The 22,800-nt window shown below is 49.3% G+C and carries 19 protein-coding genes and 2 tRNA genes; 4 read left to right on the forward strand and 17 right to left on the reverse strand.

Annotation, left to right across the window (positions count from 1 at the left end; all coding sequences use genetic code 11):
- Positions 1-89: 89 nt before the first annotated feature.
- The 10 genes from I0P70_RS03705 to I0P70_RS03750 all read right to left on the reverse strand — a co-directional run bounded on the left by I0P70_RS03705 (position 90) and on the right by I0P70_RS03750 (position 10,513).
- Positions 90-1,223 carry a lipopolysaccharide assembly protein LapB gene (locus tag I0P70_RS03705; RefSeq protein WP_196114839.1) on the reverse strand — a complete coding sequence of 378 codons (1,134 nt, stop codon included), beginning with the start codon at positions 1,221-1,223 and terminating at the stop codon, positions 90-92.
- Between the two features lie 70 nt (positions 1,224-1,293).
- Positions 1,294-3,846 (reverse strand): DNA gyrase subunit A, encoded by a 2,553-nt coding sequence (gene gyrA / locus I0P70_RS03710; protein WP_196114840.1) that lies wholly within the window; start codon positions 3,844-3,846, stop codon positions 1,294-1,296.
- A 67-nt stretch (positions 3,847-3,913) separates the two neighbouring features.
- Positions 3,914-4,156 (reverse strand): hypothetical protein, encoded by a 243-nt coding sequence (locus I0P70_RS03715; protein ID WP_196114841.1) that lies wholly within the window; start codon positions 4,154-4,156, stop codon positions 3,914-3,916.
- Between the two features lie 147 nt (positions 4,157-4,303).
- Positions 4,304-5,074: an SDR family oxidoreductase gene (locus I0P70_RS03720; RefSeq protein WP_196114842.1), complete on the reverse strand. Its 771-nt coding sequence runs from the start codon at positions 5,072-5,074 to the stop codon at positions 4,304-4,306.
- A gap of 10 nt (positions 5,075-5,084) precedes the next feature.
- Positions 5,085-6,104, reverse strand: coding sequence for a metal-dependent hydrolase (locus I0P70_RS03725; protein ID WP_196114843.1), 1,020 nt, complete (start codon positions 6,102-6,104; stop codon positions 5,085-5,087).
- A gap of 6 nt (positions 6,105-6,110) precedes the next feature.
- Positions 6,111-7,277 (reverse strand): hypothetical protein, encoded by a 1,167-nt coding sequence (locus I0P70_RS03730; RefSeq protein ID WP_196114844.1) that lies wholly within the window; start codon positions 7,275-7,277, stop codon positions 6,111-6,113.
- A gap of 167 nt (positions 7,278-7,444) precedes the next feature.
- A tRNA-Thr gene (locus I0P70_RS03735) sits at positions 7,445-7,517 on the reverse strand.
- 22 nt (positions 7,518-7,539) lie between these two features.
- Positions 7,540-7,612, reverse strand: a tRNA-Thr gene (locus I0P70_RS03740).
- 130 nt (positions 7,613-7,742) lie between these two features.
- Entirely contained in the window at positions 7,743-9,917 is a 2,175-nt protein-coding gene (locus tag I0P70_RS03745) for a DUF349 domain-containing protein (RefSeq protein ID WP_196114845.1), read from the reverse strand.
- A 26-nt stretch (positions 9,918-9,943) separates the two neighbouring features.
- Entirely contained in the window at positions 9,944-10,513 is a 570-nt protein-coding gene (locus I0P70_RS03750) for a YqgE/AlgH family protein (RefSeq protein ID WP_076421796.1), read from the reverse strand.
- Positions 10,514-10,788: 275 nt separating this feature from the next.
- On the opposite strand from I0P70_RS03750, the gene pdxH reads away from it, so the two are divergent.
- The 4 genes from pdxH (at position 10,789) to I0P70_RS03770 (ending at position 14,697) form a co-directional block, all read left to right on the forward strand.
- On the forward strand, positions 10,789-11,439 hold the full coding sequence (gene pdxH / locus I0P70_RS03755; protein WP_196114846.1) for a pyridoxamine 5'-phosphate oxidase: 651 nt from the start codon (positions 10,789-10,791) through the stop codon (positions 11,437-11,439).
- 29 nt (positions 11,440-11,468) lie between these two features.
- Positions 11,469-12,767 (forward strand): DUF1015 domain-containing protein, encoded by a 1,299-nt coding sequence (locus tag I0P70_RS03760; RefSeq protein ID WP_196114847.1) that lies wholly within the window; start codon positions 11,469-11,471, stop codon positions 12,765-12,767.
- Positions 12,733-13,314, forward strand: coding sequence for a Maf-like protein (locus tag I0P70_RS03765; protein WP_196114848.1), 582 nt, complete (start codon positions 12,733-12,735; stop codon positions 13,312-13,314). The genes I0P70_RS03760 and I0P70_RS03765 overlap by 35 nt, the downstream gene beginning before the upstream one ends.
- A 195-nt stretch (positions 13,315-13,509) precedes the next feature.
- A complete protein-coding gene (locus I0P70_RS03770) occupies positions 13,510-14,697 on the forward strand; it encodes a class I SAM-dependent rRNA methyltransferase (RefSeq protein WP_196114849.1) in 1,188 nt (395 codons plus the stop codon).
- Between the two features lie 320 nt (positions 14,698-15,017).
- Here I0P70_RS03770 and I0P70_RS03775 read toward each other — a convergent pair whose 3' ends face one another.
- The 7 genes from I0P70_RS03775 to sdaAB all read right to left on the reverse strand — a co-directional run bounded on the left by I0P70_RS03775 (position 15,018) and on the right by sdaAB (position 22,567).
- Positions 15,018-16,409: an rRNA methyltransferase gene (locus I0P70_RS03775; protein ID WP_196114850.1), complete on the reverse strand. Its 1,392-nt coding sequence runs from the start codon at positions 16,407-16,409 to the stop codon at positions 15,018-15,020.
- Positions 16,410-16,461: 52 nt separating this feature from the next.
- Complete coding sequence (locus I0P70_RS03780) at positions 16,462-16,863, reverse strand: (deoxy)nucleoside triphosphate pyrophosphohydrolase (RefSeq protein ID WP_196114851.1); 402 nt, start codon at positions 16,861-16,863, stop codon at positions 16,462-16,464.
- Between the two features lie 37 nt (positions 16,864-16,900).
- Positions 16,901-17,893, reverse strand: coding sequence for an acyltransferase (locus I0P70_RS03785; RefSeq protein WP_196114852.1), 993 nt, complete (start codon positions 17,891-17,893; stop codon positions 16,901-16,903).
- Between the two features lie 87 nt (positions 17,894-17,980).
- Positions 17,981-18,970 carry an NAD(P)H-dependent glycerol-3-phosphate dehydrogenase gene (locus I0P70_RS03790; RefSeq protein ID WP_196114853.1) on the reverse strand — a complete coding sequence of 330 codons (990 nt, stop codon included), beginning with the start codon at positions 18,968-18,970 and terminating at the stop codon, positions 17,981-17,983.
- Positions 18,971-18,986: 16 nt separating this feature from the next.
- A complete protein-coding gene (locus I0P70_RS03795) occupies positions 18,987-20,387 on the reverse strand; it encodes an efflux RND transporter periplasmic adaptor subunit (protein WP_076421803.1) in 1,401 nt (466 codons plus the stop codon).
- 9 nt (positions 20,388-20,396) lie between these two features.
- A complete protein-coding gene (locus I0P70_RS03800) occupies positions 20,397-21,875 on the reverse strand; it encodes a TolC family protein (RefSeq protein ID WP_196114854.1) in 1,479 nt (492 codons plus the stop codon).
- Positions 21,876-21,889: 14 nt separating this feature from the next.
- Entirely contained in the window at positions 21,890-22,567 is a 678-nt protein-coding gene (gene sdaAB / locus I0P70_RS03805) for an L-serine ammonia-lyase, iron-sulfur-dependent subunit beta (protein WP_196114855.1), read from the reverse strand.
- Positions 22,568-22,800: the final 233 nt, after the last annotated feature.

A 22,800-nucleotide genomic window follows, 5' to 3' on the forward strand; every position in this document is an offset into this window, starting at 1 on the left:
AATTTATATTATGTTAAGTAATAGATGTGGCAATAAGAAAGGGAGCCTGTAACAAGCTCCCTTTCGTTCTTTTATCTTAGCGAGTAAGATTAGTTTTTCAGTTTCTTACCGATTCTCTCTGCATCAGCAGTACGCTTTAAACGTGTATACACACGCTGCAGGTTGGCAAGTGTTGCCTGATCTTCCGGCTGAATTTCGAGGGCTTTCTCGAAGTATGGCAATGAAGCTTCGTAGTGCTTGATAGCCTGCTTCTCCAATGCCGGACCTTGCTTCTTGTAAGTCGCGTAGTCCATTTTGGCAGCTTTGTTGTTGAACTCACTACCCTTATTGTACTCCAGTACACCCAGGTTAAAGAAACCGTCGAAGTTATTTGGATCTACTTCTACTGCTTTCTTATAGTTTTTGTAAGCAGCGTCGATGTTTCCTTTGCGCTCTTCCAGGTTACCACGAACGGCATAAAGGCTGGCATTCTTCGGATCAGCTTCGATAGCTTTGTCCAGTTTAGCCATTGCCTCGTCAGCACGGTCGTTTTTCAGGTAGTAACGCAGTTCTTCCTGCATCAGGTATACACTGTTCGGGTGCTTCTCCAGGCCAGCAGCAATAGACGCCATTACTTCTTCGTCGCTCGCTTCTACGGCCTGCTGCAACTGAATTTTGTTTTTGTAAACATCTTCAGTTGTATGACCAATACCGATCAATTTATCATAATACTTAATGGCTGAGGCATAATCCTGCTTGGCTGTTGAGGCGTAAGCAGCATAAAGCACGGCTGTTGTATCTGTAGGATTTACCTTCGAAGCCATGTCATACTTGGCAATGGCATTGTCCCAGTCCTGGTTGTTGTGAAACTCAACTGCCTGGTTCAGGATCTGACCGTATAGGATCTCCATACGCTCTGGTACCATCTTGCCGAACTGACCGTTCTCACCGTCAATCTCCAGCGTTTTGTTGAATGAAGCAAGCGCTACTTCCGGGGTTTTCTCTGTAGCCAGTTTTCCGTAGATTGGGTGGCCGATCAGGTCCTGGTTGATTACACCATGATAGAACCAGGTTTTGGCTTTGTCTTGCGTCTTTTTGTGCTCTGTGGCTTTATTGATGTCTTCTAGCGCTTTGTCAAGCGTACCGTTCTTGTGATTAAGCACGGCGCTATTCACGGCTGAGTTCTGAGCGACAGCAACCTGAACGCTTACGGCTGCCATGGCTGTCATCAGTATTTTTTTCATACTATTCAGAGATTGGTTTTTGTTTGTTTGTTAAACGATTAATAAATAAAATAAAATTCCATTTTACAGATTAAACTTCATCCTCAGCTGCTTCCGGATCTATCTGATTATCAGGTTGCAAGGAGTCTTCCGGTTTCAGTTCTGACTGCTCCATCAGGGCTTCAGTTACTTCTTCCTCGTTCTCCATCTCCACTTTTGCCACGGATGAAATCTGGTCGCCTTCTGTCAGTTTAATCAGTCGTACGCCCTGTGTAGCGCGGCCAATCACACGTATATCAGCTACGCGAAGTCGGATTGTGATACCTGAACGGTTAATGATCATCAGGTCATCCGTATCTACCACGCCTTTGATAGCCACCAGCTTGCCGGTTTTGTCCGTTACGTTCAGGGTCTTCACCCCTTTTCCGCCGCGGTTCGTTATACGGTATTCTTCCAGCAGTGAACGCTTTCCAAATCCGTTTTCAGAAACTACTAGCAGTTCTGTGTTCTCGTTTTCTACACAAACCATACCAACTACCTTATCGTCAGCTCCGGCCAGTGTTACACCGCGCACACCGGCAGCGTTTCGACCCATTGGTCTCACCTGGTGCTCGTTGAAGCGGATGGCTCGTCCGGAACCCAGCGCAATGATGATTTCGCTGTTGCCTGTGGTCAGCTGTACGTCCAGCAGACGGTCGCCGTCATTGATCGTGATCGCATTGATACCGTTGGTACGTGGTCTGGAGTATGCTTCCAGCACGGTCTTTTTGATCGTGCCTTGCTCAGTACAGAATACCAGATTGTGGTTCAGCACGAAATCCTGGTTTTTCAGGTCACGCACATTGATCACCGCACGTATCTTATCGTCCTTCTCAATGTTGATCAGGTTTTGGATAGCACGTCCTTTGGTGGTCTTCCCTCCTTCCGGAATCTCGTACACTTTCATCCAGAACACACGACCGAACTCTGTGAAGAACAGCATGTGATGGTGGGTGCTGGCAACAAACAGGTGTTCTGTGAAGTCACTCTCTTTAGAGGCGGCCACTCCACGTGAACCAACACCACCTCGGCTTTGGCTACGGTACTCACTCAGTGAAGTGCGCTTAATGTAACCTTCATGCGAAATGGTGATCACCATGTTTTCTTCCGGAATCATGTCCTCGTAAGAAATATCGCCGGTAGAAGCCTCGATGCTGGTACGACGTACGTCGCCGTAGCGCTCTTTTATTTCATTTAACTCGTCTTTGATGATCTGCATACGCAGGCTTTCATCATTCAAAACAGAAGTCAGGTAGTCGATCAGTTTCATGATCTCGGCATACTCTGCCTGGATCTTGTCACGCTCCAGACCGGTCAGACGCTGCAGACGCATGTCAAGGATAGCACGAGCCTGAATTTCAGATAAGGCAAAACGCTCCATAAGGCTATTGCGGGCAACCTCAGGGTCACGGGAAGAACGGATCAGGTTGATCACTTCGTCCAGGTTGTCCAGGGCGATCAGCAAGCCTTCCAGGATATGGGCACGCTTTCTGGCTTCGTCCAGTTCGTACTGTGTTCTGCGGATCACCACCTCGTGTCTGTGTTCTACGAAGTGATGGATCAGGTCTTTCAGATTCAGCGTCATCGGGCGGCCTTTTACCAGGGCCACGTTGTTCACGCCAAACGAAGACTGCAGCTGCGTATACTTGTATAAGTTGTTGAGTACTACGTTAGGTATGGCATCGCGCTTCAAGTCATACACGATGCGCAAACCGTCACGGTCAGACTCGTCACGCAGGTCAGCTATACCTTCGATTTTCTTCTCGTTGATCAGGGCAGCAGTCTTCTCAATAAGAGAAGCCTTGTTCACCATGTAAGGAATCTCCGTTACGATGATCTGCTCTTTGCCCGTAGCAGTTGTTTCGAAATTAGCGCGTCCACGCATCAGCACACGACCACGGCCTGTTTCAAAAGCGGCCTTCACGCCATCATAGCCATAGATGATACCACCAGTCGGGAAGTCCGGCGCTGTGATGTAGTGCATCAGTTCAGCTATCGTGATCTCCCTGTTGTCAATGTAAGCGATTGTACCGTTGATGACTTCGGTCAGGTTGTGTGGCGCCATGTTGGTGGCCATACCTACCGCGATACCGGAAGTACCGTTCACCAGCAGGTTCGGGAACTTAGCCGGCATCACCGATGGCTCCTTCAGGGAGTCGTCGAAGTTCGGCACGAAGTCTACCGTGTTTTTATCGAGGTCAGTGAGCAGCTCGTCGGCTATACGCTTGAGGCGGGCCTCTGTGTAACGCATCGCAGCTGGTGAGTCACCGTCAATGGAGCCGTAGTTACCCTGACCGTCAACCAGCGGGTAACGCAGCGACCACTCCTGAGCCATACGCACCATGGTCTCGTATACCGAGGAGTCACCGTGCGGGTGATACTTGCCCAGCACCTCTCCTACGATACGCGCTGACTTCTTGTAGGACTTGTTATAGGATACCCCCAGTTCAGACATACCGTACAGCACACGGCGGTGTACTGGCTTCAGGCCGTCTCTCACATCGGGTAAGGCTCTGGAAATGATAACAGACATTGAGTAGTCGATGTATGCACCGCGCATCTCGTCTTCAATGTTGATCGGTATTATTCGTTCGCCTTCGTTCATGTTCAAGGTCTAAATAATAGTTTTGTGTTGGTTGATATACTTTTCAGGCGAAAGCCTGTAACGTTCATTAGTTTTTGCGCTGGCTCTTGTCGTTGGTGCGCTTGTGCACCTCCCCTGTTTGCTTCGGCAGCTTTTCGCCTATTTTGGGGTTTTGTTTTTTGTGAATGGGCTGGCCGCGGAATTCCTGCTCACCGTGTGCATGCACCATCCGTACCTGGCAGGGACCGATAGGACAAAGTGGTTTGCAGGAGGATACAGTCAGAAGCAGCAGAGCAGCGCTAAAGGGTAAAAGCAGTCGGATTTTTGCCATGCATGTTGGGTTATGAAGAGCACTGGAAACAGTTGTTGCGCTCTTGCAGCCTTATCATACAAAAGTAGTAAAATTTGGATTAATAAACCAGTGTTTCAGGGGATAGTTTAGCTGCTCTGAGCGCGGCTTTTATACCTGCTTTACACCTCAGGCGGGGTGAAAGCCATTGATCGTAAAACCACCGTCTACGGCCAATGTCTGACCAGTGATATAGGCTGCTGCCGGCATGCAAAGGTAGGCCACGGCACCTGCTACATCCTCGGGTTTTCCAATCACGCGCATAGGCGTTCGGATCAGTACCTCGTGTAGGTACTTTTCATCTTGCAGCACAGTCTGGGCGAGCGGCGTGCTGATGTACCAGGGTGCAACGGCATTGACACGGATTCCGTCCGCAGCCCACTCCCCTGCCAGGTTTTTGGTAAGTTGCACCAGTGCAGCCTTGGTCATGCCGTAAATGGCACCTGTTCGCACATGCGTAAGTCCTGCCACCGAAGTAACATGAATGATATTGCCCTGTTCAGATGCTTTAAGCAGCGGATAAAAGCCGCGACTCAGTTCAAAGGCTGAGCGCAGATTAGTGCTCATCACAAAATCGTATTCTTCAGGGGTATATTCTGTTACCGGCTTGCGTATGTTGGTGCCCACATTGTTGACCAGTATATCCAGCGCACCCCAGAGAGTTTGCACTGTGTCCTGCAGCTTCTGGCGACCTTCTGCAGTGCTTACATCAGCTACGAGCACCTGCAGTCCTTCAGGAAACTTTTCCTGTAACTGCTGCAGGTCTGCTTCTTTGCGTGCCACAGCCAGCACTTCGGCTCCTAAGGCAATAAACTCTTCTACAATCGCGGCGCCTATACCTTTGGAGCCTCCTGTTACAACGGCTTTTTTGCCACGGAGCAACCATCTTGCTGATGTCATACGCATTGACTTAATCTTTATTTCCCAGAATACGATTTAGATAGGCTTTGAGGTAGTCACCGTCTATTTTCGGGCGGTTGTTTATTTCTTCAAAGTTTAGTGAGCCATCCTGCTCCCGCCAGATATGGTAAACGAACACATACTGTCCTTTGCCTTCCTGCCAGCCATCAAACTGACCGAATCGTAAATCTTTGATGTATATACCTCGCTCAACTTCTTCTACCGCATGATAGCCTTTGGTGATCTCCAGCAGGCGCTCCATCTTCGGATGGCCCCGGTATTCGTCCAGTAAATGTTCCTGCCGTGGCTCAAAGCTATACCTGATATCCCGGTCCTGGTCCAACAAGGAGTAGAAGCCAGTATAAAAGCCATCGTCCGTAGCCGCAGTGACAGACCAGAGAAGGGTGTTCAAAGGAGTGGCTTTCACGATCTCAGATTCAAAGCGTATACCTTGATCTTGCAGGCTTTCAGTGAACGCATTTTTAGCATAAGCCTGAGCTCCAAATGAGAAGAGGATGTAGAGGGAGCTGATAATCAGACCAGCATTGTTCCAGCGTCGACGCTTGGGATTTCGCCTGTCATAGAACATGACGGCAATCACGCAGATCAGAAAGGGTACGGTATACAGCGGGTCTATCACAAAGATGTTGTAGAATGCTACCCCGTAGTTGCTGAAGGGCCACAATAACTGAGTCCCCCAAGTTGTAAAGCTGTCCAGTATGGCGTGGGTAGTGAAGCCCAGAAAAAACAGCAGGGTCCAGTCGCGGAAGCTGGCATGTTCGTTCTTGTAAAGTCGCCAAAGCATCCAGCCCAGCAATGGGGAGGCCACAATGGCAAAAAAGAAAGAATGTGTGACAGATCGATGGAAGCTTAACTGACCCACCATGTCCAACAGCGGATTGGCCAGTACGTCCAGATCAGGTATAGTGCCGGCTATGGCGCCCCAAAGCAGAGCCTTGTTGCCCAGCTTGCGGCCAGCCACCGCCTCGCCTACGGCGGCTCCCAGTACGATCTGTGTTAGTGAATCCATCTGCTACTACTTAATGATGGGGGCACGCTTGAACTCCTTTTCTCTGTCGAACAGGAAACGGTAGGTTACATAGGTTTTCAGAATGCGGCTTCCGACCTGCTCCACTACCTTCATCATTTTCGGGTTGAAGTCCCCGATCCAGTTCATTTGCAAATCATAGTATGGGATATTTGGATTACCCTGTACCAGTTTGGCTGCAGACACCACCATGGCTGCCTCTACGCCTTTGCCCTGGCACTCTGGTGTGATACCGAATACAATGCCATACATCGTCTTGCAGGACCCTCTCCAGCGATAGTAGGCAAATTTGATCTTGCCCCACAGGTCCAGTTTTCCATTCACGTGCTTGAATAGCTGATTCAACTCAGGTATAGCAATGAAGAAACCGGCAGGCTCCCCGTTGTGGTAAGCGAACCAGATGATTTTTTCATCCAGGATCGGCTTCAGGGCTTTCATAATGGATTTTGCCTGTGCTTCGCCCATGGCCTTCACACCTTCATGTTTTACCCAGCCCTTGTTGTATACGACACGAAAATCCTCGGCATACTTGTCAAGGTTGTTTCTGTCAAGGTGCTGGAAGGTATAGCTTGGGTCAGCCAGCACGCGCTGTGCTTTTTCGTGATACTCAGGTGCCAGTGGGTCGTCTACTGTACGGTAGTAAACGTATTGATTGAAGTAAAGCTCAAAACCATAGTTCTCAAACAGTTTTTGGTAATAAGCATGGTTGTAATTCATACAATAGGTAGGCTCGTAAAAGCCGTCCACCAGAAGTCCCCACCACTTGTCGCGTTCGCCGAAGTTGATGGGACCATCCATGGCTTCCATTCCTCGTTCCTGCAACCAGTTACGGCAGGCGTCGAATAGTTTGTTAGCTGCTTCCTGGTCATTGATACAGTCGAAGAAGCCCATGCCACCAGTAGGCTGTTCAAAGGAGTTTGCTGTTTTCCTGTTGATGAATGCAGCTACCCTGCCGATGGTTTCACCTGTCTCGTCCTGCAGAATCCAACGGATGGCTTCGCCGTCACGCAGCAGTTTGTTCTTTTTGGGATCAAATACCTGGTGCACGTCCTTGTCAAGCGGCCGGATGTACTTTGGGTCTTTGCGGTATAGCCTGACCTGCATTTTCAAAAACTCTTCAGCCAGTTCAGGTGTGTTTACTTCTATCAGTTGCATGGATCGGATTCAGTACTTGGATGAATCCCCAAAATAAGTCATAAAACTTGAAAAAGCATATATAGCATCAGTTGCTTCAGGTCAAAACATTGCAAAGGAGAGGCAGTGAGGGGATTGGGAAGGGCTAAAAACAAAAAAGGCTTCAGATTTCTCTGAAGCCTTTTAAGAGCCCCCAGTCGGAATCGAACCAACGACCTACTGATTACAAGTCAGTTGCTCTACCAGCTGAGCTATGGAGGCGGTAAAAGTACAAATAAAGTTGAGCCCCCTGCCGGGATCGAACCAGCGACCTACTGATTACAAGTCAGTTGCTCTACCAGCTGAGCTAAGGAGGCGATACTTTATTTGTGTTGCCCTATCGTTCTAAAGCGTTGCAAAGGTATAATATAGTTTTTAATATACAAACACCTCCTGCAGGATTTTTTGCCCTTTTGCGATAAGCTTTTGAGTATCAAACAGAAATTTTTATCTTCTGAAAGCGGCCAGCTGCCGCTGCAGGATGTCTATTCGTTTCTGCGTGTCTTCTATACGGCCTTCATACTCCTCACGCAACTTGTCTGCATTCTTGGAACGCGCAAAGAAATCGAGGTTGGTACGAAGCGTCTGGATGTCATTCTGCAGTTGTGATATCTCCCGACGCAGCGTCTGCTCTTTCTGGTACAGCTTCTGAGAGGCGTCCGGACTGTTTTTCAGACGGTCTACCTGCAGCTGCGCCAGCATAGTAGCACGATCATCGTAGTGCAGATCAGGCACGCGTTCCAGGTAACGCTCCATCAGTGACAGGAACTTCTCTTCTACCCTTGCGCTTACACGTTTGTTACCGGCATCCAGGGTGCTCCACTCCGCTACGATCTTGTTGTAGTCTTCCAGCGAGGTGGTTGTGTTAGGCTGTGCCAGTTCTTCTGTTACGCGGTCGCACAGGGCCAGCTTTTCTGAAGACAGTTTCTCCATTTCGGCCCCTTTCTGTTGTTCCTGCACCTGCTTGCGATCAAAGAACTCGTTGCAGGCGGCTCTGAAGCGCTGCCATATCTTGTCGGAATGCTTGTCCGGCACGCGGCCTATGGTCTTCCACTTCTTCTGGAGCTGGATCATTTTCTCCTTGGTGGCATTCCAGTCTGTGCTTTCTTTCAGGCTTTCAGCCTGTTCGCACAGCTCAGTCTTCAGGCGCAGGTTCTGCATTTTCTGTTCATCCAGCCCCTTAAAGAACTGATTCTTATGCTGGAAGAATGCTTTATAATTGCTCCAGAAAGTCTTGTTGACTTCTTCTGCGTATTCTTTCGGTACGAGGCCGGCATTGTCCCACTCTTCTTTAAGCTTCTGGATCTCATCGGTTTTGTCGCGCCACTCGTTGATGCGGTCAGTGTTGAAGCTTTGGAACTCCTGTAGACGATCCAGCAGGCTACGCTTCTTCTCCAGGTTAGCCAGCTCAACAGTTTTGCGCTCTTCCATGTAAGTGCGACGGTGCTCGTGCACTTTCTCAGAGGCCTGTATGAAGCGCTCCCAGATTGTGTCGCGCTGCTCATTAGGCACCGGGCCAATGTTCTTCCATTCTTCGTGCAAATGACGAAGCTCCTGCAGGGCTTTGTTAATGGAAGGCTCGTTCTGAAGGGCTTCGGCGCGCTCGATTAACTGCACTTTGGCGTCCAGGTTACGGCGTCTGTCCAGCTCCTTCATTTCGAAGAACATGCTGCGGTTGTTATAGAAGATGTCTAGCAGGGCGTGATACGAATCCCATAGCTCCTGCGCTTCGCCTGGCGGCACCGGACCTATGCTCTTCCACTCACTCTGTAGTTTCTTCAGTTCATCGCTGCTGTTTTTGGTTTCTGCTGATTCCACCAAGGTACGCAACTGTTGCAGCAGTTCACGCTTGCGCTCCAGGTTTCGCTGGCGCTGCTCCTCGCTGTGCTGACGCTCCTGGTAACGTGCCTCGCGGTAGGCAGTATAGAGTTGCTCCAGCTCGCTATGCTCCATCGGTGCATGGTACTCAAAGTCTTCTTCGGTACCTCCCTCCTGACGGAATCGGTCTAGTGCCTGGTTTTTCTCAACCTGGAATTTATCTTCATACTGGCGATGGATTTCCTGGATCTTCTTGTACTTGCGTTTTGCATCAGGTCCTTTGAGAAGCTGGGCCAAATGGTTGCGCAGTTCCTCCATCGACATTTCACTGTAATCTGTGTGGTCATCCTCGTCCAACTCTTCGTCGTCATGATGATCATCAGCTGCTGGAGACTTTGTTTCTGCCGCCGTCGTTGAGGCGGTTGGTGAAGAGTCTACAAGTGTTTCTGCTTGTGCAGGTGTTTCCGTTTCAGACGTAGTAGCTGATTCGGTTTCAGATGCTGCAGCTGTTTCCGCCTCCGGCAGGTTAGCATCTGCAAAGGCTTCTGTTATTTTTTCTGTTTCTGACGTTTCTGCCTCAGAAGCCAGTTCTGGTTTTATTTCAGGCTGTTCTTCTTTGGGCACACCTTGTTCCGTTGGATTGTCCTGTGCGCTTTCTTTTTGTGCGTTGATTTCGGCGAGGCGCTGTTCTACAATGTCCATCGGCGACGAGGCCTGCTGCTCGTTGGCTTGTGCTTCGTCTTGTGGCCGGGGCTTGTTGGCCTCAGCTCCGTTTGCGTCGGTGTGCTGTTTATCAGTTGTCATGACTTCAGGTTATAGTCCACGTTTTGTCAGTTCAGGCGGGGGTCTACGGGGTAGTTTGACAGTACCTTGTATTTCCCGCCCATTTGGCGCAGTATGTTTCGCCAAAGCGTATCTGCTTCCAAATTAAATAATTTATTCGCAGCATTGTTGTTCACGATCCAAACATTTTTGTCGATCTCCTCCTGCAGCTGGCCAGGTGTCCATCCGGAGTAGCCAAGAAAGAACTTGATATCTGCCGGTGTTACCTCTCCTGTGCCGATCATGGTGCGCAGCGACTCAAAGTCGCCACCCCAATACAGATTGTCGTCCAACTGCACTGCCTGCGGCAGATCCGGTATCTGGTGTACATAATGCAAGGTGTTGTATTGCACAGGTCCCCCTATACCTAGTTCGGCTTCAAATGAATCATTATAAATATCAACCACATCAGACAGCTTAAGGTTTGACAATCGGTTGAGTACCAGCCCAAATGTCCCCTCTCCTTCCACGTGACTGCAGATCAGCACCACAGTTCGCTCAAAGTTCGGGTCTCCAAGGTATGGCTCCGATATTAGTATGCTGCCGTTTTGTGGCTTATTTTCGCTTTCTTCCTCCATTGTTCTCCAGGGTTTAGTTGCTTTACCTTACAAAAACTACTGGCCTGGCAGGCCTGGCAATCGCTATTTATACCTTCTTACGGAAACAACACATTAGGGTACAGTTCACTTCCTTTAACAAAGCCATTCAAAACATTTGATAACGGGACGAAACCTGTAAGCACTGGAAATAAGTCTTCTAATTTTATAAAATATTTTTAAATTATTGCAATATTAATTAAAATTTAAGCCTCAGCCGATTATTTTATAATTTTGAGCAAAACATCTAGTCCTCTATGCCGCTACAGCATGACATTGCCTCTATCCGGAAGAATTACTCCCGGCAGGCTCTTACTGAAGAATCCGTTTCCAATGACCCGCTTGACCAGTTTAAGGTATGGCTGAATGAGGCTATCCATTCGGAGGTGCTGGAGCCTACGGCGCTGGTGCTTTCTACCGTGTCGGCTGATTGTCGCCCTTCGTCACGTGTGGTGCTTTTAAAGGAAGTTTCTTCGGAGGGTTTTGTGTTTTTTACCAATTACGAAAGCCGCAAAGGACAGGAAATGGCGGAGCGGCCTTATGGCTCGATGACCTTTTTCTGGGCGGAGCTGGAGCGGCAGGTGCGCATTGAAGGCACTATAGAGAAAGTGGCCCCGGAGGTATCGGATGTGTACTTCCACAGCCGTCCGCGCGGCAGCCAGATCGGGGCCTGGGCCTCGCCGCAGAGCCGTGAGATAAACAACCGTGAAGAGCTGGAACAGGCAGAGGCGAAATATGAACAAGACTTTGCCAGTCTGGATGTAGTACCCCGTCCGCAGCACTGGGGAGGCTATGTGCTGAAGCCGGAGCGTATTGAGTTCTGGCAAGGCCGCCCAAACCGATTGCACGACCGCATCGTGTTTGAACAAGCCGACACCCGATGGAACCGCAAAAGGCTCGCACCCTGATTCTATACCTATACCTGTAAACGAACCTGATGGCTGAAATACTACCCATAAAAGCATGGCGCTACAAAGAAGAGCTGAGCCAGTCGATTGATGAACTGACCTCTCCCCTTTTTGATGTGGTGTCAGCGAAGCAGCGGGAGGCGCTGTACCAGAACCCGATCAACAGCATACACCTTTCAGTACCTCGCGGCGATACGCCCGCTGACACTGCGGCAGACATGCTGCAAGAGTGGAAAGCAGCGGGTACAATTGTGCAGGACCCGCTACCGGGCATTTATGTGTACTACCAGTATTTCAGGCTTCCGGGCAGCGACCGCGAATACTGCCGCAAGGGTTTTATCTGTCATATCAAAGCCTACGACTGGAACGAAGGTATGCTCCTGCGCCACGAAAATACTATACCAAGTGCTGTGAATGATCGCATAGACCTGCTCGACAAAACCCTGATGAATACCAGTGCCACTCATGGGCTCTACACCGATCCTGATTTCGTGCTGGAACGTTACATGGATGAAAGTATTCAATCGCCACTTTATGTAACCGAGGACTACCAGGGGGTGCGTGACGTACTGGCCGTGATTCATGACCGTGACGTGATCAGGCATTTCTTGGCGGTACTGGAGTCGCGACAGGTACTGTTGGCCGATGGACATCACCGTTACGAGGGTTCGCTGGAGTACCGCAAAAAGCGCATGGCCGACAATCCTAACCACACCGGTATGGAGGCTTACAACTACCACCTGATGTACCTGACCAACACCGAAGCCGACGATCTGCGCATATTACCGACACATCGGGTGCTGGAAAATATAGATCTGACGGACGAAGAGTTTTTGGAGCGCCTGCGGGAGTACTTTGTGGTAACCCCGAAAGAGGATGCTTACGAACTCAACGAGGTGATCGTAGGCAAGAACTGGGCTTTTGGTCTATACCTGTCAGGCAATGCCTACAAGCTGCGCCTGAAGCCGGAAGTGCACCAGCAGATCGACTGGCCGGTACCGCAGGAAGTAAAGGATCTTGACCTGACCGTAATGCACTATTTCGTGTTTGAGAAGGTGCTGGGTATTGGCCGCGAGGCACAACGCGATTATCCTGGCCTGAGCTACGTGCGCAACTTCACCGCCTGTGTCAGCCAGGTTGACTCCGGTAAAGCTCGTCTGGCCCTGATCACCAACGATGTGTCGATGGAACAGGTGAAACGCGTTTGTTACAGTGGTGCCATCATGCCGCAGAAGTCCACCTTCTTTTATCCGAAAACGATCTGCGGATTTTTATTCAGCTCAATCAAAGAAAATGAATTTATCTCGTCCGATACTGCTTGCTTCTAACTCCCCGCGCCGCAAAGAACTCCTGGCCGGGCTCGGGCTTCAGTTCGAAGTGCAAGTAAAGGAAGTACACGAGGATTTCCCGGAGCACCTGCAACGCGAGCAGGTAGCCGAGTTTCTGGCTTCGCACAAAGCCGACGCCTATACCTCCGACTTACAAAATGAAGTGCTGATCACGGCCGATACGATCGTTTGCCTGGGTGATCGCATCCTGAACAAACCAGTTGATGCCTCGGAAGCGTTTGAGATGCTGCGGGCCTTGTCAGGGAAGCACCACGAAGTGATTACGGGCGTCTGTATACTCACAAAGAATTCAAAGACCATCTTCCATGACGTGACCAAGGTCTATTTTAAGAAGTTAAGTGACGAAGAAATCAATTACTACATCGAGCACTATCAGCCTTTCGACAAAGCGGGTGCCTACGGTATACAGGAGTGGATCGGCAAGATCGGTATCGAGAAGATCGAAGGTTCCTATTTTAATGTAGTAGGCCTGCCTGTTCAGAAACTCTATACCTACCTGAAAGATTTACAGGTGATCGCTTTGTAAGTTTGCTATTCACTGTTTTCTCCGATTGCAGGTATAGCAAGGATCAATTTCTTCTCTAAAAACGGAACGATATTTTACCTATACAGCTTAATCTGTTTCATGCTGCATGGGTTAATTACCGGAATTATTAATTATCATATTAGCTCTTAATTTCATTGCCGAATCAGCACATTATCAATTACTATATAAATCTAGATGTCTCTTACCAAATTATACCTGGCCAAAGGAAAAGAACACTCCCTGAAGCGTTATCACCCGTGGGTTTTCTCTGGCGCCATAAAAAAAATTGAAGGAACGGAGCCGGAAGAAGGCGACACGGTGGAGGTATACTCCAATCAGCGCGAATTTCTGGGCATGGGCCACTGGGCTCCGGGCTCTATAGCGGTGCGCGTGTTTTCTTTTGAGCAAGTTGAGCCGGACTATACCTTCTGGAAAAGCAAGGTGCAGCAAGCCTATGACTATCGTAATCGTCTTGGACTGATCGACAATCCGCATACGGATGTATACCGTCTGGTATACGCCGAAGGCGATGGCGTACCCGGGCTGATCGTGGACATGTACAAAGACACGGCCGTGATCCAGACGCACTCTGTGGGCATGTATTCGGTGCGCGAGCATGTTGCCAAAGCGCTGCAGGAAATCTACGGTCCGCACCTGAAAGCGGTGTATGACAAGAGCGCCGAGTCATTACCGGCGAAGTCGCCGGTACAGGCTGAGAATGGCTATCTGTTTGGAGAGTCAAGCGGCGGCGTAGTGGTAACCGAGAACGAGAACCAGTTCTTTGTAGATTGGGAAAGCGGTCAAAAGACAGGCTTCTTCATAGACCAGCGCGAAAACCGGGAACTGCTGGCCCGCTACGTGAAAGACAAGTCAGTGCTGAACACCTTTTGCTATACCGGTGGTTTCTCAGTATACGCCCTGAATGCTGGTGCCAAAGAAGTACACTCGGTGGATGTATCCAAAAAAGCCATTGAACTGACAATCAAAAATGGTGAACTGAGTCAGGCACCTGACCGCCATGAAGCCTATGCCGTAGATACGTTCGAGTTCTTGAAAGGTAAGGAAGATCGCTACGATGTGATCATTCTGGACCCACCGGCCTTTGCCAAGAGCCAAAAAGTGCGTCACAATGCTGTGATGGGCTATAAGCGCCTGAATGCCGAGGCGATGAAGCGCATCAAGCCGAGTGGCATTCTGTTTACATTCTCTTGCTCACAGGTGGTAGACAAATACCTGTTCAACAACACGGTGATGGCAGCTGCCATTGAAGCTGGACGCAACATCAAGATCATGCACCACCTCTCCCAGCCCGCCGACCACCCCATCTCCATCTTCCATCCCGAAGGTGAGTATTTGAAGGGGCTGGTGCTGTTTGTAGAATAAGGACAGTTTAGGAGTTTGTGAGTTGATAATTCTGACTTATTCATCACGATAAAATAAGGAAACCCGCCTTTTTAGAGGGTTTCCTTATTTTATGGCTCTCAACTTTAGGGGAAGTCTACATCTGCCGTGAGCCGACATACGTGAGCTTGGAATAAGTTTAGGCTAATGGTGGTTTAATCAGCTTTATTTAACTTGACCTACCTAAAAAAAACATAAGTGCCTAATTGCCTATGCACGATTCGGACAGGTCGCGACCTGTCCCTACAAAGAAACGTTAATGCTGCGTAGAACCACGGCGCTACAATCCGACCTTATAACTCCTAAACTCCCCAGCTCTCAAATTCTAAAACTTGAGGCAATTCCATGCGGATGCGCCATTCTTTTGGGTAGTAATTATTGAGACGGTTGCCAACTTGCTTTGCCCAGCCGAGGGGCAGGTTTTCAAATTGCAGCAAGATCCAGTCATTGCTGTTACCGCTAATGCCAATGTCTTCTTTACGAAGATAACGCAGGGCCGATTCCAGGTCGAGCTCTTCCGAGCGGAAAGAAGCTTTGTTGAGATATTGTGACAGTGCCAGGGCTTGCAACGGCTTCAGCTTTTTGCCTTTCGCTTCGGCTATTTCTGTGCCTGCGTAGATCACATATAGGTTTTGGTAGAGTTGGTCAACTTCTTCGAACAGATTTTCAGGTATAGCCGAAATCACTTCACCGTACTGTACCCATGCAAAGCGCTCCGGTTCCATAAGCCAGTCGTTGACCATCGCCTGTTCTTTCTTACCGGCGTGTGTCAGTTTAAACTTTTTCTTTTTGGATGATCGTTGCGGTTCTTCATACTCTTCTGCCTTTCGGATGACTGACAAAAAGAAACCTTCACCCTGTACCTGATGCGGGTAGAAACGATAGCCAGCAATACCGTCGAGGGAAGTAGCTTCTACTCCCCATGCCGGATCCAGTGTGAGTGATAGCGGCTGCGCATTTTCCTGACCAGCCAGCCAGGCAATGTTATGTTCGTTTTCCGCCAGATTCCAGGTACAGGTACTGTAGATCAGGATACCGCCCGGTCGCAGGGCTTCCCATACATCCATCAGGATGCGCTGCTGCCGCTGAGCGCATAGGTTCACGTTCTCTTCTGACCATTCATTCATTGCCTGCGGGTCCTTTCGGAACATGCCTTCGCCACTGCAGGGGGCATCTACCACCATCACATCAAAAAACTCCGGTAGTCGGCCAAAATCACGCGGGTCATTGTTGGTGACCACCACATTGCCGCTACCCCACTTGGTCACGTTCTCTGCCAGTATGCTGGCACGGCTGCGGATGACTTCATTGGCGACCAATAGGCTGTCTGGTGAAATTAAGCTTGCGATGTGAGTTGACTTGCCACCAGGCGCTCCACAAAGGTCCAGCACACGGAGTGACTGGCTCAGGTCTACGTGCTGACGAAGCGCTTGCTCCAGAAACATGGAACTTGCCTCCTGCACATAGTAGGCACCGGCATGCAGACGCGGGTCCAGCGTGAACTGTGGTCGCGAAGGCAGGTAAAAGCCCGTCTCTGTCCAGGGGACCCGCGGCAGGTTAGGCTGCCCCTGCAGCTTATTTTTGTTTAAACGGATGCTGACCGGCGCAGGCTGTTGCAAAGCTGTCTCGAAGCGGGTATAGTTCGCTCCCAGTTGCCCTTTCATGCGCTCGACAAATGACTGAGGTAATTCCATACCCTAAAGGTACGGCTATTTGGTCTTTCGTGAAAAGAAGTGGTATGTGTTGTTAGGTCGGTTGCTCATTTATTAGCGCCAAAAACTCCTGCACAATGGGAATATCAGCCGGGCACCAATCGTAATTCGACAGATCCTGTGGCATTACCCAGTGATAAGAGCGGTGTTCTGTGAGCTTGATTGTTCCGCCGTCGTATTGGCAAAGGAAAGGTATAAGTTCGATCGTTTTATCATCGTATTCCTGTACAACAGGTGTAAGACGCTGCACCGGGGTGATGCTCAGGTTTAGTTCCTCCTGGATCTCACGTTTTAGACAGGCGATCTCAGTCTCACCATTTTCTATTTTTCCGCCCGGAAATTCCCATAGCATGGCTTGCGGCATTGTTTCATTGCGCTGCGTGATCAACACGCGACCATATTGTTCAATCAGGGCACAGGTAACTTTTGTAATCATAGCTTAAGTTGATAAAGTGGCAGAAATGTATTGACTTTTAATGTGATATTTTTTTACTCAGGTAAGAGTCCAGCAAAAAGAATAATTGGCCAGCTAGTAAGCAAATAGCCAGGTTTAGTATTATATCCGAGTCATCCTGTACTAGTCCGAAGTATAGCACCTGCACCAGAAAAACATGGTAGGATGCTTTTCCAATGTAAGCCATTAAGCGCAGTACCACATGGTCCGACTGCTGCGGGAAAGCCAGAATGACCAGGTAAATAAGTAAAGTGGCGTATGGGAAAGTTAGGAACAGTTGTGATTGCCATTCGGGTCTTATATATGGCAGACTGATATCCTGATACTGATGAAAGTACAGGTATATGCCACTGGCAATACCGGCCAGTATCAAAAACAAGCTATTCCTTTTCTGAAAAGGGGTGGTAATCAGTCGTGAAAGCCACAGGCCTAACGCGATGGCAGAAAAGTAACGGAACAAGGCTGCATCGTACAGGTAGCGGTCTGTTTGGAAGTAGGCCATCCGGTAAGCTACAAGCTGGAAAATAATTTCTGTCAGCAGTAGTATGATACTGGTGCGAATAGGCCAGCGATGGAAGGTATAGCCAATCAGGGGAAGCGCGATCAAAGACTGCAACAAAAGCGTGATAAAGTAATTGCCTTTGCCTGAAACAGGCAGTACGCCAATCAGGTTTTTCCAGCCCAGGGTATAGACTTCTCGTGCGTATACCTGTTCTGATACATAGCCCGCAACTAAGGCGATGATATAGATCAGCAAAAGCGGGAAAATGATGCGCAGGGCCTTCTTCTGAAAATAATGCGGGGTATATAGCTGATCGAAACGCAGTGTTTTGCTGCCGTAGGACATCCCCAGGTTCAAACCCATCAATACCATAAAGACAGGTACAGCCTGCCAGATATGAAACACAGCATAGCTGCCAACCAATTGCTCCCGCGAGAACGAGTGCAACAGCAGCACGGCGATAATGGCCAGTCCCTTCAGGATATCAATTTGCTGGAAATGCTGTTTCATGTATCAGGCCCGACCAATCAATATGGGCTTTAAACGCGAAAGGCACACCACAGGGTATGCCTTTCGTGCTATATGGTCTGTTACGGCTTAGGTGAGTTTTTCCTTCAGTATCTCAAACTCCACAGCCGGTGCGATGCGCTCGTACAAGATCAGGTATACCGCTGTCGTGATTGGCATGTCTACTTTTAGCTTTTTGTTGAGCTCGTAAATGCTTTGCACGGCATAGTAACCCTCCGCCACCATGTTCATCTCAATCTGTGCCGACTTCACGGTATAGCCATGTCCGATCATGTTACCAAAAGTACGGTTACGGCTGAATTGTGAATATGCTGTCACGAGCAGGTCTCCCAGGTAGGCTGAACCGTTCAGGTCGCGGTGGATCGGCATGGCGGCATGCAGAAAGCGTTCGATCTCCTGCATGGCATTTGACACGAGAACCGCCTGAAAGTTATCGCCATAGTTGAGGCCGCGGGCTATACCGCAAGCCAGCGCAATGATGTTTTTGATCACAGCACAGTACTCCACACCGTCCAGGTCGTCAAGCGGATTGGCTTTGACGTAGCGGTTGCGCAGCAGTTCGCAGAAGCGTTCAGCTGTGGGCAGATCGTGTGAACCGATGGTCAGGTAGGACTGCTTTTCCATGGCCACCTCTTCGGCATGGCACGGACCGGCAATCACCAGTTGGTGGCTGTTCGGAACGTCGTACTGCTGGCCCAGGTAATCAGTGATCAGGATGTTCTGCTTCGGGATCATCCCTTTGATGGCAGAGATCAGCACTTTGTCTTTTAGCGCATCCTGCTCCAGGCCGCTCAGTGCCTCCTGTACGAAAGCAGCTGGTACGGCCAGAATCACCCAGTCCGCCACGGCAACTACATTGCGCAGGTCCGTTGATGGCTTAACATAGTTAAGGTCATAGGTCACGCCACTCAGGTAGCGTGGGTTGTGACGGTAATTGATCAGGTGTTGCACGTCGTTTTCGTTGCGCATCCACCAGTGTACCTGTGATTTATTTTCTGAAAGGATCTTCACCAGGGCTGATGCCCAGCTTCCCCCTCCTATAACTGCAATTTTTTCCAAACCGGATGTTTATTTGTTATTCACCATTCGCTTCAGCCAAAGCTGATTTGTTTAGTGACTTCTCGTCTTTCACGGCCACTTTAGCTCCGTCTTTCAATGTTTTCGATACAGCTCTGAAAGGACCGGATACTATTTTCTGACCTTCTTCCAGACCGCTCAGAATCTCGATGTTCTCGAAGTCGCTGATACCGGTTTTCACCTTTACTGATTTAACAGTATTATCGTCTGCATACACAAACACAACTTCTTCAATTGGTCCTGAAGGTGCTGCCGGAGCTGGTTCCGCGTTATTATTTGCGTTTTCACCATTACCGTTTTCTCCTTCAGCATTCTCTCCTGTTGATCTGGCTGGCGTGTTCGAGCGAGTCGTCACAGCGGACAAAGGTACAGATAAAACGTTATTTTTGCGTGCTGTGATGATGTCAACCGAAGCTGTCATGCCCGGACGGAAAGGACGGGCGTTTTTGTCAGCAAGGTGGCTGTAAGATTCGTTCAGCAAACGGATACGCACCTCAAACTCAGTCACGGCTTCCAGTGAAGCGGCGTCTTTTGCAGTATTGGCAATAGAGGTCACAATGCCTTTGAACTTCTCGTCGCGACTGGTATATGAGTCAACTTCCACAATTACGGAGTCTCCCATACCTACCCGGATGATGTCGTTCTCGTTCACGTTCACACGTACCTCCATGTTGTTGAGGTTGGCAATGCGCATGATCTCTGTACCGGCCATTTGGGAAGTACCTACCACACGCTCTCCTCTTTCCACATTAAGTTTTGACACCGTTCCGCTTACCGGGGCGTAGATAGTGGTTTTATTCAGGTTCTCACGGGCGTCATTCAAAGAGGCCAGCGCATTCTGAACACTGAATTCAGCGGCACGTACGCTCTGAGCCATGGACTCGATCTCCTGCTTACCTGCTTCGTACTGTGATTTGATCTGCTGAAATTCTGCTTCGGATATCACCTTCTGGTCAAACAGGCTCTTGTTACGCTGAAAGTTCTGCTCGATCTGAACAAAATTAGCTTTTGATTGCGCTAAACGGGCTTTTGACTGCGCCAGGTTAGCACGAGCCTGGTTTACGCCAGCTGTCTGCATGTCTACCAGCGACTGGTAGTTGTCAGGACGTATGCGTACCAGCAGCTGACCTTTTACAACGGAGTCGCCTTCCTGGACGGTCAGTTCAATGATCTCACCTGATACATCCGGGCTTATTTTTACTTCAGTTTCAGGTTGTACTTTACCTGAGGCACTTACTTTCTCTACAATCTCGGAGCGCTTCGCTTCTGCCAGCACTACCTCTGTTCCTTCTTCCTTGCCAATCCAGCCTGCCTTTTTAGCTACCAGAGCTAGTACAAGAATCAGAACCAGAACGCCTATCAGGGTGTAAATAAGCTTATTCGATTTTTTCGCTGCCATAATTTTATATTAGAAAGAGAGGTCTTTGCCTTGGTAGAAATCCAAGACTTTTAGTTTAAAGGTATATTCGTATTTCGCCTGTACCAGGCTGGACTGAGCCGAGCGGTAGGTGTTCGCTACTACATTGAAATCTACTGTGTTGATCACACCACCCTGAAGTCTTAGTTCAGCATTGCGGAAGTTTTTCTCAGAGGCGTTTACCTGCTGGCGGGCAGCTGCGTAGCGACGCTGTGCCGCGATGGCATCCACATAGGCCTGCTCGATCGTCTGACGCAGGTTGTTACGGGCAATGTCCGCATTGAGCTGTGCATTTTGCTGCTGTATTTTGGCTCGCTGCACGTTGGTGCGGACCTGCAAACTGTTTAGGATCGGAATCTGTAATGACACACCCACCTGCGTGTTCAGGTTGTCGTCCCACTGACGGAACATACCGTAATATTCATCAATACGTCGTGTCTCCACATTATCAAACCAGAGTGTCTGAGAGGCAGAGCCTGTTTCGTTCAGGTATACAACCTGGGGTACACGGCCTACCACTTCCCTTTCGATAGCCAACAGTCTGCGGCTGGTGCTGGCATATCTGCTACCTGCACCTGCAAAAAGGCTAAGACGTGGGAAATAAGCACCACGAGCCAGACTAAGACCTGTATCGGCACTGCGCAAGCGCAGATCGGTGGCACGAATGGCAGGGAGCGTCTGCAGGGCCACATCGTATACCTGGCTACCATCCACGATGACTGGGTTCTCATCAGGCTCCGGAATGTCTGGTATTTCTACCTGAAACTCTTCTGTGGTCGGGATATTCAGCAGTTGCATCAGCGTGAGCCTTGCTATATCGCGTTGATTCTGTGCTGTAATGTAGTTCAGTTCGTCTGTTGCCAGCTGCGACTCCAGATCCAACACAGCATTTTCGGCCACGCTGCCAGCTTTCAAAAGCGCTTGTGTACGGGTGAGTTGCTGAGTGGTAAGGTTGCGCTGCAAATCCGACACATTCATCTGTTCGTTGGCAAACAGGATGTTCAGATAAGCGGTTACGATCTGGATTGTGATATCATTTTGAGCAGAAAGATAGTCTTGCTCACTCGCCTCGAGGTCTAAACTGTTCTGCTTGATCTGATTAACCTGCTGAAAACCTGCAAACAGCGGCATTGACGCGTTAATCGAAACATTGGAAGTTCGGGCGTTCTGCGTCTGCAGGCTAAAGCTTACCGGGTCCTGAAAGGAACCTGTGTTGAAGCTGTAGTTACCATTGGCATTGATACTGGGCAGCCGGGCTGCACGTGACTGGTTCAGGTCAGCCTTGCTTAAATCTCGGTTCAGACTGCTCTGACGCACATTCAGGTTGTTTGCCTTCGCATAATCAACCGCTTCCTGCAGCGACCATACGCCATCACCTCCTGCACCTTGCTGCTGCGCCATGGCGGAGCCAAATCCACCAACTGTTAATCCCAGGGCCAACAATAGCACCTTGTTTGACATTTTTTTCATAGTATGATTTCTTCTTAAAGGTCGATATTAGGAATGTAAATCACATGCTTTACCCAGCTTAGTTGTTTCAGGTACTCGAGTGTGATAGGTTTGATGCCGGAGTCCATCTCGATGAATTGGCGTGCCATTTCATTTCTGCCTTTTCGCGACACGTTCATGGTGGCAATGTTACAATCATCCTGCGCGATCACGGTTGCGATAAAGGCGATACTGCCCTTCACATCATCCGCGTCAATGATCAGCGTGTGCAGATTGGCCGAGAAGTTTGCCGTAAAGCCGTCTACCTCTACAATCTTGATCACACCGCCGCCACGGCTCTGCCCAATCACTTCCACCTGCCGGTCTCCTGCTTTCAGGTTCAGCTTGATGGTATTGGGGTGCATGGTGGATGCGTTGCCTACCGAGCGGAAGGTATACTTCAGGCCGCGTTCTTTGGCATGGTCAAAAGCTTCCTTGATGCGTTTGTCATCAGTTTTAAAATCCAGCAGGCCGGCTACAATAGCACGGTCAGAGCCATGGCCCTCGTAGGTTTGGGCAAAAGAATTATAAAAAGTAATGATAGCTTCCTCGGGAGCCGTTCCTAAAACCCGGATGGCCGCACGTGCAATGCGCACTACGCCAGCGGTATGGGAGCTTGAGGGACCTATCATAATGGGACCAATCATATCAAAAACACTGCTTTTTTCTGCCATGGGGATAAAGCGGGTAAATATCGTAAAACCCAAATTTAACAATTAAGGCTTATTATAACATTTTTTCGCCGGTATATTCTGGTGATTTCTACCAACAGTCGCTTTTGCTCTATTAATATCGGTATTCGGCCCATCAACTGTATCGAATTGCACGGCTTTGTAAGCCTTCAAAACACATGATGCTAATGGTAAAAAAATGGTTGCCTGGCATCATTGGATTTATTTTGGCAGAT

Origin of the sequence: Pontibacter sp. FD36 (genome assembly GCF_015686655.1) — a bacterium.
GTDB lineage: Bacteria > Bacteroidota > Bacteroidia > Cytophagales > Hymenobacteraceae > Pontibacter.